This is a genomic window from Leisingera sp. G5_S3_59_S7, assembly GCF_054968485.1.
This window is the reverse complement of the sequence record NZ_JBQKUH010000019.1, coordinates 37694-50303: the sequence shown is the minus strand read 5'-3', so window position 1 is coordinate 50303 and position 12610 is coordinate 37694. Positions and strand designations below refer to the sequence as shown.

Here is a 12610-nt window from a genome sequence, read left to right as displayed (position 1 = left end):
GCCGTCTCAGAGCAGCCCCTCGGGCGGATCGGCGATAACCCGGCCCTGGGATAGGTCCACGGTCGGCACAGCCTCCAGGGTGAAGGGCAGCAGCACCGCCGACTTCAGCCCCGGTCCGTGGACCTCCAGCAGGTCCGAGGCGCCATGGTTCTGCACCGATTTCACCGTGCCCAGAAGGGTGCCGCCGGTGTCATAAACCTCCAGCCCGATCAGGTCAGCGTGGTAGAACTCGTCATCCGGCAGCTGCGGCAGCTGATCACGGCGGGCAAACAGGCGCAGGCCCTTGATGGCGTCGGCGTCCTCTTTGGTTTCCACGCCTTCCAGCAGTGCGGCAAAGCCGTTTTTGATCGGGCGGGTGATGGTCAGGGAATAGGTTTTGGACCCGTCCTCATTGCTGAGCGGCGAGTAATCCTCGATCTCTTCCGGGACCGCACAGAAGCTCTTGAGCCGCACCTCGCCGCGCACCCCGAAGGATCCGGCAATTGCGCCAACGCAGATCAGATCGCTCATGGTGTCAGTCCTTTGCACAGAACCCCGCGCGCAGCCACTGGCCGCCGGATTGTTCGCAGAGTTCCACTTGATGGTTGCGTTCAAAGAAGATGCCCGCGGTAAAGGCCACTGCAACAAAAAACACAAGCCTTATCAACCGTCCCATGGGCGGTCTCAGCGGGTTTCGAGCGGCAGGTCCGCCATCCGGCTTTGCCATCCGGTTTCTTCCAGTTCCGGCGTGTCCGACAGCCGTTCCGGATAGCCGATGCAGAAGTAGCCGATCAGCTGCCACCCTGCTGGCACGTTCAGGTCGTGGTTCAGCTGCTCCGGATCCAGAACGGAAACCCAGCCCAGGCCCAGCCCCTCGGCGCGAAGGGCGAGCCAGAACAGGGTGATGGCGGTGACCACCGAATAGCGGCGCATCTCTGGCATGGTGGCCGCGCCCAGCCCGTGGCCCTGTGCGGTATCATCGTCGCAATAAATCGCCAGCTGCACCGGGGCTTCGCGCATGCCGGACAGTTTCAGCTCTGCATAACGCTCTGCTTTCTCACCGGAATACCCAGTCAGCGCTTGGGCATTGGCGGCTTCGAAATTCTTCAGCGCAGCAGCGCGGGCGGTTTCGCTTTCTACCCGCAGGATGCGCCAGGGTTCGCTTAGGCCCACAGACGGGGCAAGCGGAATGGCAGAGAGGCAGCGCATCAGCACTGCCTCCTCCACCGGATCGCTGCGGAACCGGCGCACGTCGCGCCGGAGCCGCATCAGCAGATCAAGCTGGCTGCGGAACTCTTCGGGAAAAGCGCCCCGCAGCTCCACGGAATTATTCCGCGTCTGCAGCTGCTTCGGCAGCCTCAGCAGCCTTTGCAGCTTTCTCTTCGGCGCGTTCCTGGGCTTTCTTGCCCGGGGTGCCTTTTTTCGGGTTGCTGCGCTCGGCCTTGGCACGGACGCCTGCTGCTTCCAGCATACGGGCGATACGGTCGGTCGGCTGCGCGCCCTGGTCCAGCCAGTGCTGCACGCGCTCCATGTCCATTTTCACGCGGTCTTCCGAGTCTTTCGGCAGCAGCGGGTTGTAGGTGCCCAGCTTCTCGATGAAGCGGCCGTCGCGCGGCATGCGGCTGTCAGCAGCCACGATGCGGTAGAAGGGACGCTTTTTAGAGCCGCCGCGGGCCAAACGGATTTTCATTGCCATGGGTACATCTCCTTTGATGGCGTTGTCCGGGGTATGCCCCGGTTGTTCCTGTTGTCTTTGTTATTCTTGGTGTTTCTTGTGATGCCTGATAACTTCACCGATGATGAAGTTCAGGAAAGCCTTGGCGAACTCAGGGTCCAGATCGGCCTGTTGCGCCAGGTCTTCGAGCCGTGCGATCTGCGCCGCTTCGCGGGTGGGGTCGGACGGGGGAAGGTCGTGTTCGGCCTTGAGCCGGCCCACCGCCTGGGTGTGTTTGAAGCGCTCGCCCAAGGTATAGACGAGGATCGCATCCAGGCGGTCGATGCTTTCGCGGTGGCCCTTCAGCAGCTGGGCTGCACGGGCAACGGGATCTTGGATATCTGTTGTCATCAGGTTCTCCGCAATGCAGCAGGCCGGGGTGTCGTCAAGAGGGTGCCGCGCGTGCAGCGGGCGTGCAACAGCTGTGCACCGCCGCAGTGCAGCGACATGGTATCCGAACGCCGTTCAGTCAATGGCCCAGCCCTCCGGTTTGAAGAGCGGGTCGGCGTAATGGGCAATTTCCATGTCGATGCCATGCGCGATCTGGCTGTCCTTCAGGGCGTCCGGCGCGGGGTGGCGGTAGACCGCATCATTGCCGTCGATGGTGGCGGCCTCGCGGTCCTTCTTAGCGCCCAGCCGTTCCGCAAGCCGGATCGAGTCGAGATTCTTGGGGTCGATATAGCTGACCGCGGTCTCCCAGCCCAGATTTGAATAAAAATGGCGGCGTGCGGCGTGCGCAGCCTCCAGCGCATAGCCCTTGCCGGCCGCACCGGGCCAGATGATCCAGGCGATCTCGCGTTCGGGCCAGCCTGCGGGCTGCCAGCCGCCGGCCATGCCGTAGGTTTCGTCCGTGGCCTTGTCGTGGATCATCCACATGCCGAAGCCACGGACCTGCCAATGGCCGATCTCGGCGGCATAGAGCATCCAGGCTTCGTAAGGGTTCAGCGGCCCGCCCATGAAGCGGGAGCGGTAGGAGCTGAAGGTGGCCTTGAAGTCCGGGTAGTCCTGCGGCTCGGGGCCGCGCAGCACCAGGCGGCGGGTTTCGATCACCGGGATGTCAAACGGCATCAGCGCGCTCCTTCCATGGGAAGGGCGCGGCCGGGCCGGGATATGACCCCGTTCAGGCGCATCAGTGCAGCAGGCCCCGTGCAGCCTGCGGGCCGGAAACCCGGACCGGCGGCATGTGGCGCCAGGCGCGGATGTTGGGCGCGGGCTGCAGGCGGAAGGAAACCGGCTTTTCCGGCCGCGCGCCGACGCGGCGGGCCAGCGCGATGGAGGCGTCGTTTTCTTCCGGCACGTAGGAGACGATAGACTTCCAGCCGGCCTCTGTGAACAGCCAGTCCAGGACGGCCTGTGCGGCTTCGCTGGCATAGCCCTTGCCGCGGCCCGGCTCCATCAGGTGCCAGGACAGTTCCGGCTCCGGCCAGCCCTTGGGGAACCAGGGGCCGACGAGGCCCACGGTCATTCCGGTGCTGCGTTCGACAACCGCAAACAGGCCGTAGCCATGCAGGTGCCAGTGGCCGATGATGGTGGCAATCGACCACCACAGGGAGTCGGGATCGTCCGCCGCATCAATGAAGCGGGGCGCGCCCGGATCAAGGAAAGCAGCGTTGGCGTCAAATTCCGGATCGGCCGGAGAAATCAGCATAAGCCGTTTGGAAACAAGCCGCGGATACGGTTTTTGCGCATCAGTCATCTTATACCCCTCTGCCCGGGCGGCGGGCCGCCCGGCAAAATTTTCACCCATCCGGTGAAGGAGTATCGGGGAGACTGCGTAATTTTCAGTTAAACGGGCCGCGCCTGCCGCGGCCGGACAAGCCTGGTTGGCGCAAATTTGATGAAAGCTCATGCGTAGGCCTCCATCCCGCCGTCGCAGGGCGCTGCAGGGGCAGGGTGGCGGTAAACCAGCTCGCGCCCGTGCTTGGGGTTGTCGAACTCATTTTCGAACACCGCGCCCAGCCGTTCGGCGAGGGCCACCGACCGGGTGTTGCCCGGAAAGATATTGGAGCAGAGCGCCGGCAGGCCCATCACCTCATAGGCATGGGTGCGGGCGGCCAGTGCGGCTTCGGCCATGATACCGCGGCCTTCACCAGCCGGGAAGGCGACCCAGCCCAGTTCCGGTTCGGGCCAGCCTTCGGGCTGCCAGATGCCGGTGATGCCAAGCGTCTCGCCGGTCTCTTTGCTGGTGATGGTCCAAAAGCCGAAACCGCGCATTGCCCAGTGGCCCACCGACATGGTGAACCAGCGCCAGGCCTCGTTGCGGTCGAGTGGCCCGCCAAACCCCCAGGAGCGTGCTTCGTCGGCGAAGAACGCTGCCACCGGCCCGAAATCCGCCGCCTCCGGTCCGCGCAGGACCAGGCGATCAGTTTCAAGCTGAGGGATGACGGGGAGCTGCATGGCTTACTTCTTCTTGCCGAAGCCGCTGAGGCCCGCGGGCAGGCCCATGCCGCCGCCAAGGCCGGGGAGGCCGCCGGGCAGGCCGCCTTTGCCGCCCATTGCCTTGGCCGCGGCTTCCAGTGCCTTGGGGTCCATCTGGCTGGGATCCATGCCGCCCATATCCGGCATACCGCCCTTGCCGAACATGCCCTTCATGGCCTGTTTCAGCATCTTGCCTTTGCCCATCTTGCCCATCTTCTTCATCACATCGGCCATCTGCCGGTGCATCTTCAGAAGCTTGTTGAGGTCGGAGACTTCCATGCCGGAACCGGCCGCGATGCGTTTCTTGCGGCTGGCCTGCAGCAGAGCGGGGTTGGCGCGCTCCTTCTTGGTCATCGACTGGATCATGGCAATCTGGCGTTTCAGCACCTTGTCGTCCATGCCCGCGTCCTGCACCTGCTTGGCCATTTTGCCCATGCCGGGCATCATCTGCATCATGCCCTCCATGCCGCCCATCTGGAGCATCTGTTCAAGCTGCATCTTCAGGTCGTTCATGTTGAACTGACCCTTCATCATGCGCTTCATCATCTTCTCGGCCTGTTCGGCCTCGATGGTTTCCTGGGCCTTCTCGACCAGCGCCACGATGTCGCCCATGCCGAGGATGCGGCCGGCGATCCGGTCAGCCTCGAAGGTTTCCAGGGCGTCCATCTTTTCGCCCAGGCCGACAAAGCGGATCGGCTTGCCGGTGACGGCGCGCATCGACAGCGCCGCACCGCCGCGGCCGTCGCCGTCCATTCGGGTCAGGACCACGCCGGAGATGCCGATCTTGGCGTCGAATTCCTCGGCCACCTCAACCGCAACCTGGCCGGTCAGGCCATCGACCACCAAGAGCGTCTCACGTGGGGAGACCACGTTGCGGACGTCCTCGACCTCCTGCATCAGGGTTTCGTCGATGTGCAGACGGCCGGCAGTATCCAGCATGTAGACGTCATAGCCGCCGAGCGTTGCCTGCTGCTTGGCGCGCTTGGCGATGTCGACGGGTTTCTGGCCGGGCACGATGGGCAGGGTGTCGACGCCGATCTGGGCGCCCAGGACGGCCAGCTGGTCCATCGCCGCCGGGCGGTAGACGTCGAGCGAGGCCATCAGGACCTTCTTGCCCTCTTTTTCCTTCAGCCGTTTTGCCAGCTTGCCGGTGGTGGTGGTCTTACCTGAGCCCTGCAGGCCGACCATCAGGACGGGGGCGGGCGGGTTGTCGACCTTTAGCTTGCCGGGGTCTTCGTCGCCGCGCAGCACGTCGACCAGCGCGTCGTGGACGATCTTGACCACCTGCTGGCCCGGGGTGACCGACTTGGTGACGGCCTGGCCGGTGGCCTGCTCCTGCACCTTCTTGACGAAGTCGCGGGCAACCGGCAGCGAGACGTCGGCTTCCAGCAGCGCGACGCGGACTTCGCGCAGGGCGGATTTCACGTCCTCTTCATTGAGGGCGCCCTGTTTGGTGAGCCGGTCAAAGACGCCGGAAAGGCGTTCGGATAGATTTTCAAACATGCCTGCGGCCTCCTGATGCCGGTTTCAATGTGTGGCGCCCCGTATGTAGGCGACAAGCGGTCCATGCGCAAATGCCCCCACGGGCGTAACACGCTGGTGGGGGGCGATCCCTGGCACGGGCAGGGACCGGAAGACTCAGATCTCCCGGATGTTTGGGCAGGCGTTACGCGGATTGGCCGCCGGAGTCAACCTTTGACGGGCCGGCAGCGGGAAGCCAGGCGTTGACCGCTTCTGCCAGCTGGTGGGGGCCGCGGCCGCTGGTGTGGGCCTCGTCCACCGGGTGGCGGCCTGCGCTCATGCCGCCGTCCAGGATCAGCACCGTGCGGTAGAGCGTGCGGCTGCGGCCCTCGCTGCGGCTGGTGGTGCTTTCCACCTCGGCGTGGGAGAGGTCGGCGAGGCGGTGCTCGACCCGGCTGTAGCCGAATACCGACTGGCGCCGGATCACAAGGCTGCCCTCGGACCGGTCGAGGATCACCTGCACCCGGCGCACAAACAGGCAGAAGGCGGCAAAGCCCATGCCGCCGCCCATGAGCGCAAAGATGATTCCGAACCAGAGATTCTCGCCGCCGGAGCTGGCAGCGCCGAGGCCGGCGCCGGCGAAAGCCAGAATGAACAGGGCGAGTGCAATACCGATGAACCACGGCGTGTCGGACAGGATCAGCTGCCCGGGCGTGTTGCGGGTGATTTTCATGCAGTCAGTTTACCCTGGGGAATGCTGCCATTCAGGGGAAACTGGCGGCGTGGCCGTCACATATGACCGGCAACCAGCGCAGCTGCACCACCTGCGCGCTTGACTCAGGGGGGCGGGCCTGGCCAACATCGGGAGGTTGGCCCTTTTGCCGCCCACTCACCGGCGGGGCCTGCCCGCACGGGCATCGAGGCAGATCTTCAGCACAGGCATGTCACGCGAACCTGACCGTTCGCGCTCCTTACCGGGCAGCCGCATCAGCCAAGGGAGGATCTGAGAACATGCGCGTTTTCACTATTCTGGGACCGTCGCAGTCCGGCAAATCAACGCTGGCTACGGCGCTCGCCAATCTGGACAGCGCCGCCGGCAAGAGGCAGGAGGTTGCAGGCGTCGCCGCTTTGCAGCCTTTTTTATTCATGGGAGAGGACTGGGCCGCGATCGACATCGCGGGCGGCGCCGACAATCTGGCGCAGGCCGGCCCGGCGCTGGCCGCCAGCGACGCTGCCGTCCTTTGCGTTCCGGCCGACGCCGGCGCTGCGGTGCTGAGTGCGCCGTATCTGCGCAAGCTGGAGGAGGCGGGGATCCCCGCCTTTATTTTTGTCAACCGCATGGACCAGGCAACGGACCGGGTGGCGGAAATCGTGGCCGCGCTGCAGGCCTATTGCAGCCACAACATTATCCTGCGGCAGGTGCCGATCCGCGAGGATGGGCAGGTTGTGGGTGCTGTGGATCTGATTTCGGAGCGCGCCTGGCAGTATCAGGAGGGCAAGCCCTCGGCGCTGATCGAGCTGCCGGTGGCGATGTATGCGCGCGAGCAAGAAGCGCGGACCGAGCTGCTGGAGGCGCTGGCGGATTTTGACGACACCCTGCTGGAGGAGCTGATCGAGGATCAGAAAGTGATGCCGGAGGAGGTCTATGACGTGGCCACCAAGGTGCTGCAGCATAACGACCTGATCCCGGCGCTGATGGGATCGGCGGAGCACAAGAACGGCATCCTGCGGCTGATGAAATCGCTGCGGCATGAAGCGCCGGATGTGGGCGTTGCGCTGGAGCGGCTGTCGCAGGACGGCAAGGTGATGGCGGTCGGCTGCATGGCGGATCTGGTCAAGCATCTGGGCAAGACGCTGATGGTGCGCGCGATGGACGGCAGGGTCGGAAACGGCCTGCCGGTCGGCGGCGCGACTCTGGGGTCGCTGACCGGTGTCGGTTCGGCGGCCATCACCAGCCTGACACCTGGGGACATGGGGCAGGTGGTGAAGTCTGACCATCTGAACCTGGGTTACGCCTATGGCCCGGACGGGGCGGCGCCGCTGCCGGACTGGGCGCAGCCGCGGCCCTCGACCTTCCGGCGTGTGATCACCCCGGTGCATGAGCGGGACGACGCGCGCCTGTCGGGGGCGCTGGAGCGGCTGGCGGAGATCGACCCGGCGCTGGTGGTGGGCCAGGATGAGGCCAGCGGCCATGTGCTACTGAACCTGCAGGGGCCGCTGCACATGCGCCGCATCAAGCAGGCTTTGAAGGACGAGTTCGGCGTCGAGGTGGAGGAAGGGCCGGTGCCGCCGGCACTGCGGGAAACCATCAAGAAACCAGTCAAGGTGCATCACCGCCATCGCAAGCAATCAGGCGGCGCCGGGCAGTTTGCCGACGTTGTGATCGAGGTGAAGCCCCTGCCGCGGGGCAGCGGCTTTGTGTTCGACGAAACCGTGAAAGGCGGCGCGGTGCCCAAGAACTACATCCCTTCGGTCGAGGCCGGCGCGCGGGAGGCGCTGGCGCAGGGCCTGAACGGCCACCCGGTGGTGGATGTCTGCGTGACGCTGAAGGATGGCAAGCATCATTCGGTGGACAGCTCCGACTATGCTTTCCGCACCGCGGGCAAGAATGCGGTGCGTGAAGCGCTGGCAGAGGCCGGCGCGGTGCTGCTGCAGCCGATCATGCGGGTGCATATCCATGTGCCGTCGGTGTTCACCGGCGGGCTGGTGCCGGTGGTGAGCGGGATGAAGGGCCAGATCCTGGGGTTCGAGGCCGAAGTTGGCGTCGCAGGCTGGGATGTGTTCGAGACGCTGCTGCCGATGTCGGCGCAGGATGACTTGTGCAACACGCTGGCCAGTGCCACCCGCGGCACCGGTTGGTTCAGCACCGATTTCGACCACTACGAGGAGGCGCGGCGGGCGGATTTCGCCGAGGCTTGATGCGGCAGGGCGGCGGGCGGACACGCCCGTCCTGCAGTGCTATGGCGCAAAACGGGGCGCAGGGGGCGGAACAGCTCTTGCGCCCCGCAGCTGTTTTTTGTGATCTGCACAGCAACCCGGACTGACTTGCGGAGTAGGATCATGGATGCGTCATCGGCCTATCAGGACAGCCTGCCCATCACCTCGGACGCGCTGCTGAGGCAGCTGGACGATTGGGGCATTGCCTATCAGCTGCACACCCATGTGCCGCTGCGCACGGTGGAGGACGCTAAAGGTGTCGAGGCGCAGTTCATGGTGCCGGGCGAAAACGCGCTGCGGCTGAAAAACCTGTATCTGCGGGACAAGAAGAAGCGGAGCTATCTGGTGACGCTGCAGCAGGACCGGGAGATCGACCTGAAGGCGCTGGGCGCAGAGCTGGGGATCGGCAACCTGTCCTTCGGTTCCGCTGACCGTCTGCTGGAGAACCTCGGCATCCGCCCTGGCGCGGTCAGCCCGCTGGCGATGATCACCGGGGTGGAGAAGGGGGTTACCTTCTACATGGATGCGCAGGCGCTGGAGGCGGACGTGATTTACATGCACCCGCTGGTCAATGACCGCACCGTGGCGATGAAGCGTGACCATCTGATGGCGTTCTTTGAGAAGGCAGGTGTCCAGGTGAACTGGGTCTAACCGATCCTTTCGTCCTCCAGCGCCAGATCCAGCGCGGCGGCCACATGGGCGGCGGAGGGGTTCACGAACAAGAAGCCGCCGGCTTCGAAGCTGACGTCATCGATATAATCGGGGAAGGCCAGTGGCAGTTCGGTGCAGGCCAGCAGGATAGCTGTGCCGGGCTGCGCGTGTCTGGCGCAGAAGCGCAGCAGGCGGTCCTGCGCGCTGGCGGAGGCGCCGCCGTGGAAATCCTCGTCGATCATGGCTTGCATTTCGGCAATGTCAGTGTCCGGCAGGGTTTCGTTGGCGCTGACTCCGTGTTCAGCCAGCACATTGGCGTAGTTGCGGGCCTGCATGGTAACAGCGGTGCCCAGCACCAGTGCGCGGGTGGCGCCGGTTGCGGCGGTGGCTTCAGCTGTGGTGTCGAAGATGCTGAGGATCGGCATCATCACACCCTCGCGGATCGCATGCAGCCGGGCGTGCGGCGTGTTGGAGGCGATCAGGGCGAAGTCGCAGCCCGCACGTTCCAGCGTCAGAATCGCCTCGCGGAAAACGGCATCAAAAGCGGCCCAGCTGGCCTCATCCCCCGGGCGGCCGCGCAAGGACCGGGTTTGCGCCTGCACCACGGATTCGATTGTGATCGGCGGCACTGGCAGTGGTGATCCCGCGCCGCGGTCTGCAAAGAACCGCCCGGCGCCTTCGCAGATGGCGCGGTAGTAATCGAGGGTGGAGGCCCAGCCGACGCCGCCGAGAATGCCGATCTTCTTCATCAAATTGCCCGCCGTTGAAATGCCGATGCGGGCAGACTGGCACGGCGGCGGGGGCCTGCCAAACGCAAAAAGCCGCCAGCTCTCCGCGGGGAGGGCTGGCGGCGTCGCCTTGGTGCAGGGGATCAGGCGGCCAGGGCTTCGATCTGGGTTTTGGCCTTGGCCAGGGCGCCGTCGGCGTCGATGGACATCGCGTCGGCGGCCACGACCTCAACATCGGTGATGCCGATGAAGCCCAGCACGTGGCGCAGGTAGGTGGTGGCAAAGTCGATGTCGGAGCCCGCCTGGGTGCCGCCGGAGGCCATAACGATGATGGCGCGCTTGCCTTCCAGCAGGCCGATGGGGCCGTTTTCGGTGTATTGGAAGGTGAGGCCCACGCGGGCGACCAGATCGATCCAGGCCTTCAGCGTGGAGGGGACCGAGAAGTTGTAGACCGGCGCGCCGATCACGATGGTATCGGCCTGTTTCAGCTCTTCGACCAGCGAGTCGGAGAGGGCGAGCAGCTGTTTCTGCTCGTCGGTGCGCTGGTCTGCCGGGGTAAAGTTGGCCCCCACCCAGGCGCCGTCCAGCAGCGGCAGCGGCGCGGCCAGGTCGCGGCGGATCACCTGGTCAGCGCCGAGGCGGCTGACGATCCGGGCCGAGAGGTCGCGGGTGACGGAGCCCTCGATGCGGGCAGAAGAGTCGATATGGAGAACGGTGCGGGTCATTTTCAAGTTCCTGAGCTTGTTGCTGTCAGGAATTTGGGGTATTGCAAATTTGAACGCAACGCCGATGAAATCACATCATTTGTGCACTGGCGCGCAGCTGGGCTGACAGGGAGACTGGCATGGAAAACTGGGATGAAGTGCGCACCGCCTATCAGGTGGCCCGCATGGGCACGGTCAGCGGCGCGGCGGAGGTGCTGGGGGTGCATCATGCCACCGTGATCCGCCACATCGACGCGATTGAGGCGCGGCTCGGGGTGAAGCTGTTTCAGCGCCATGCCCGCGGCTATACGCCGACGGAGGCCGGGCAGGACCTGCTGCGGGTGGCGCAGGCCACCGACGATCAGTTCAGCCAGCTGGTCGGGCGGCTGAAGGGGCAAGGCGATGATGTCTCGGGCGAGCTGGTGGTGACTTCGCTGGCGTCTTTTGCGCCGATGATGGTTCCGGCGCTCAAGCAGTTTCAGGACATGCACCCCGGGCTGATCATCCGCTATCTGACCGGCGACCGGCTGTTCCGGCTGGAATACGGCGAGGCGCATGTGGCGGTCCGCGCGGGCAATGCGCCGGATCAGCCGGACAACGTGGTGCAGCCCTTCATGAAGCAGCAGATCGGCCTTTATGCCGCCAAGTCCTATGCTGAAAAATACGGGATCCTGAAGGGGGTGGAGGATATCCCCAATCACCGTTTTGTCGGCCAGGATGATGAAAGCAGCCGGGCGCCGTTTTCGCGCTGGCTGCGGGCCAATGCCCCGGCAGAGGCGATTGCCTTCCGCTGCACTGACGGCTCTACCCTCAAGGCGGCGGTGCGCAGCGGGGCGGGCATCGGGTTCATGGCGGCCTGGGAGGCGCGGCAGCAACCGGACCTGGTGGAGATGATGGCGCCACAGGAAGACTGGGAGGGCACCCTGTGGCTGGTCACCCATGTGGATCTGCACCGGACCACCAAAGTGCAGGCTTTCCTGAAGTTCCTGAAGGAGCAGGTGAAGGACTGGCAGCTGTGAGCGAGGAACTGCGCGGGCATCTTGCGATGCTGACGTTCTCGGCGCTGGTGGCGGGGTCGTTTTCGCTGGGCGTCATGGTGGCGAATGAGATCGCGCCCGCGGCGCTGAACGCGGCGCGCTTTGGCATTGCCGCTGTTGTCATCGGCGCGGCGGCGCTGGCCACCACCGGGCTGCGGCGCGTCCATTTCCGCGCGCCCTGGCGGTTTGCGGTGCTGGGCGGGCTGTTCGGCGGCTATTTCGTGCTGATGTTTTATGGGCTGCAAACCGCAGCGCCGGTCAGCGCCGCGGCGGTGTTCACGCTGGTGCCGGTGATGAGTGCGCTGTTCGGCTGGCTGCTGCTGCGCCAGATCACCACCCCTTGGATGGCGCTGGCGCTGGCGTTGGGCGCGGCCGGGGCGGTCTGGGTGATCGTGCGCGGCGACCTGGGCGCGCTGGCGGCGTTTGAGATCGGCCAGGGCGAGATCATCTACTTCTGGGGCTGCGTGCTGCATGCCATCTATACGCCGATGGTGCGCAAGCTGAACCGGGGCGAGCCGGCCGTGGTCTTTACCTTCGGAATGCTGCTGGCAGGCGGTGCGCTGCTGGCTGCCTTCGGCTGGCGGGACATTCTGGCCACAGACTGGATGCAGCTGCCCGGCATCGTGTGGATCGGTCTGTTCTACCTCGCGGTCTGTGCCAGCTCGGCCACCTTTGTGCTGCTGCAATACGCAACGCTGCGGCTGCCATCGGCCAAGGTGATGGCCTATACATACCTCACCCCCAGCTGGGTGATCCTGTGGGAGATCGCGCTGGGCCGCGGCATGCCGCCGGGCATGGTGCTGATCGGGGTGGCGATGTCGGTGGTGGCGCTGGTGATGCTGCTGGAGGGTGTGCGGGAGCGGCAGCCTGCGTGACCGCTGCGGCCCCGGCGGCGGCGCTTGATGGAGGTCAAGGCGCCCGCGGCTGGCCCGGATACCATGACAGTCGCTGGAAACGCGCTCAGGTAACGAGGAGCGTGAC

At 65.1% G+C, this 12610-nt stretch carries 15 protein-coding genes; 4 read left to right on the top strand and 11 right to left on the bottom strand.

The window, feature by feature from the left end; genetic code table 11:
* Nucleotides 1-6: 6 nt before the first annotated feature.
* From rimM to ACTRWG_RS10670, 9 genes are all read right to left on the bottom strand, one after another.
* Complete coding sequence (gene rimM / locus ACTRWG_RS10710; protein ID WP_027235631.1) at nucleotides 7-510, bottom strand: ribosome maturation factor RimM; 504 nt, start codon at nucleotides 508-510, stop codon at nucleotides 7-9.
* Nucleotides 511-663: 153 nt separating this feature from the next.
* Nucleotides 664-1302 carry a 5,6-dimethylbenzimidazole synthase gene (gene bluB / locus ACTRWG_RS10705; protein ID WP_027235630.1) on the bottom strand — a complete coding sequence of 213 codons (639 nt, stop codon included), beginning with the start codon at nucleotides 1300-1302 and terminating at the stop codon, nucleotides 664-666.
* Nucleotides 1303-1306: 4 nt separating this feature from the next.
* On the bottom strand, nucleotides 1307-1675 hold the full coding sequence (rpsP, locus tag ACTRWG_RS10700; protein ID WP_027235629.1) for a 30S ribosomal protein S16: 369 nt from the start codon (nucleotides 1673-1675) through the stop codon (nucleotides 1307-1309).
* A 60-nt stretch (nucleotides 1676-1735) separates the two neighbouring features.
* On the bottom strand, nucleotides 1736-2044 hold the full coding sequence (locus tag ACTRWG_RS10695; protein ID WP_027235628.1) for a chorismate mutase: 309 nt from the start codon (nucleotides 2042-2044) through the stop codon (nucleotides 1736-1738).
* Nucleotides 2045-2158: 114 nt separating this feature from the next.
* Nucleotides 2159-2761, bottom strand: a complete 603-nt coding sequence (locus tag ACTRWG_RS10690; RefSeq protein WP_027235627.1) for a GNAT family N-acetyltransferase — start codon at nucleotides 2759-2761, stop codon at nucleotides 2159-2161.
* Nucleotides 2762-2822: 61 nt separating this feature from the next.
* The gene (locus ACTRWG_RS10685) at nucleotides 2823-3389 is read right to left on the bottom strand and encodes a GNAT family N-acetyltransferase (protein WP_036797674.1); all 567 of its coding nucleotides are present in this window, start codon (nucleotides 3387-3389) and stop codon (nucleotides 2823-2825) included.
* A 149-nt stretch (nucleotides 3390-3538) separates the two neighbouring features.
* Nucleotides 3539-4090, bottom strand: coding sequence for a GNAT family N-acetyltransferase (locus tag ACTRWG_RS10680; protein WP_027235625.1), 552 nt, complete (start codon nucleotides 4088-4090; stop codon nucleotides 3539-3541).
* A 3-nt stretch (nucleotides 4091-4093) separates the two neighbouring features.
* The gene (gene ffh, locus ACTRWG_RS10675) at nucleotides 4094-5614 is read right to left on the bottom strand and encodes a signal recognition particle protein (RefSeq protein ID WP_027235624.1); all 1521 of its coding nucleotides are present in this window, start codon (nucleotides 5612-5614) and stop codon (nucleotides 4094-4096) included.
* 163 nt (nucleotides 5615-5777) lie between these two features.
* Nucleotides 5778-6305: a hypothetical protein gene (locus ACTRWG_RS10670; protein WP_027235623.1), complete on the bottom strand. Its 528-nt coding sequence runs from the start codon at nucleotides 6303-6305 to the stop codon at nucleotides 5778-5780.
* 278 nt (nucleotides 6306-6583) lie between these two features.
* Between ACTRWG_RS10670 and ACTRWG_RS10665 the strand changes: the two genes are divergently transcribed.
* A complete protein-coding gene (locus ACTRWG_RS10665) occupies nucleotides 6584-8491 on the top strand; it encodes an elongation factor G (protein ID WP_027235622.1) in 1908 nt (635 codons plus the stop codon).
* 141 nt (nucleotides 8492-8632) lie between these two features.
* Nucleotides 8633-9160, top strand: coding sequence for a prolyl-tRNA synthetase associated domain-containing protein (locus ACTRWG_RS10660; protein WP_027235621.1), 528 nt, complete (start codon nucleotides 8633-8635; stop codon nucleotides 9158-9160).
* On the opposite strand, the gene ACTRWG_RS10655 is transcribed toward ACTRWG_RS10660, so the two are convergent.
* Together ACTRWG_RS10655 and ACTRWG_RS10650 are read right to left on the bottom strand one after the other, a co-directional pair.
* The gene (locus ACTRWG_RS10655) at nucleotides 9157-9909 is read right to left on the bottom strand and encodes an aspartate/glutamate racemase family protein (RefSeq protein ID WP_462829300.1); all 753 of its coding nucleotides are present in this window, start codon (nucleotides 9907-9909) and stop codon (nucleotides 9157-9159) included. The genes ACTRWG_RS10660 and ACTRWG_RS10655 overlap by 4 nt on opposite strands.
* A gap of 122 nt (nucleotides 9910-10031) precedes the next feature.
* Nucleotides 10032-10613, bottom strand: a complete 582-nt coding sequence (locus ACTRWG_RS10650; protein ID WP_027235619.1) for an FMN-dependent NADH-azoreductase — start codon at nucleotides 10611-10613, stop codon at nucleotides 10032-10034.
* Between the two features lie 119 nt (nucleotides 10614-10732).
* On the opposite strand from ACTRWG_RS10650, the gene ACTRWG_RS10645 reads away from it, so the two are divergent.
* Together ACTRWG_RS10645 and ACTRWG_RS10640 are read left to right on the top strand one after the other, a co-directional pair.
* Nucleotides 10733-11611, top strand: a complete 879-nt coding sequence (locus tag ACTRWG_RS10645; protein ID WP_027235618.1) for a LysR family transcriptional regulator — start codon at nucleotides 10733-10735, stop codon at nucleotides 11609-11611.
* Complete coding sequence (locus ACTRWG_RS10640) at nucleotides 11608-12504, top strand: DMT family transporter (RefSeq protein ID WP_027235617.1); 897 nt, start codon at nucleotides 11608-11610, stop codon at nucleotides 12502-12504. Before ACTRWG_RS10645 ends, ACTRWG_RS10640 begins: the two co-directional genes overlap by 4 nt.
* Nucleotides 12505-12610 lie beyond the last annotated feature (106 nt).

Coding starts and splice junctions, on each gene's coding strand:
- rimM (WP_027235631.1), bottom strand. CDS start 510: ATGAGCGATCTGATCTGCGTTGGCGCAATTGCCGGATCCTTCGGGGTG.
- ACTRWG_RS10695 (WP_027235628.1), bottom strand. CDS start 2,044: ATGACAACAGATATCCAAGATCCCGTTGCCCGTGCAGCCCAGCTGCTG.
- ACTRWG_RS10690 (WP_027235627.1), bottom strand. CDS start 2,761: ATGCCGTTTGACATCCCGGTGATCGAAACCCGCCGCCTGGTGCTGCGC.
- ACTRWG_RS10660 (WP_027235621.1), top strand. CDS start 8,633: ATGGATGCGTCATCGGCCTATCAGGACAGCCTGCCCATCACCTCGGAC.
- ACTRWG_RS10685 (WP_036797674.1), bottom strand. CDS start 3,389: ATGACTGATGCGCAAAAACCGTATCCGCGGCTTGTTTCCAAACGGCTT.
- ACTRWG_RS10645 (WP_027235618.1), top strand. CDS start 10,733: ATGGAAAACTGGGATGAAGTGCGCACCGCCTATCAGGTGGCCCGCATG.
- ACTRWG_RS10650 (WP_027235619.1), bottom strand. CDS start 10,613: ATGACCCGCACCGTTCTCCATATCGACTCTTCTGCCCGCATCGAGGGC.
- ffh (WP_027235624.1), bottom strand. CDS start 5,614: ATGTTTGAAAATCTATCCGAACGCCTTTCCGGCGTCTTTGACCGGCTC.
- ACTRWG_RS10655 (WP_462829300.1), bottom strand. CDS start 9,909: ATGAAGAAGATCGGCATTCTCGGCGGCGTCGGCTGGGCCTCCACCCTC.
- ACTRWG_RS10680 (WP_027235625.1), bottom strand. CDS start 4,090: ATGCAGCTCCCCGTCATCCCTCAGCTTGAAACTGATCGCCTGGTCCTG.
- ACTRWG_RS10665 (WP_027235622.1), top strand. CDS start 6,584: ATGCGCGTTTTCACTATTCTGGGACCGTCGCAGTCCGGCAAATCAACG.
- rpsP (WP_027235629.1), bottom strand. CDS start 1,675: ATGGCAATGAAAATCCGTTTGGCCCGCGGCGGCTCTAAAAAGCGTCCC.
- ACTRWG_RS10670 (WP_027235623.1), bottom strand. CDS start 6,305: ATGAAAATCACCCGCAACACGCCCGGGCAGCTGATCCTGTCCGACACG.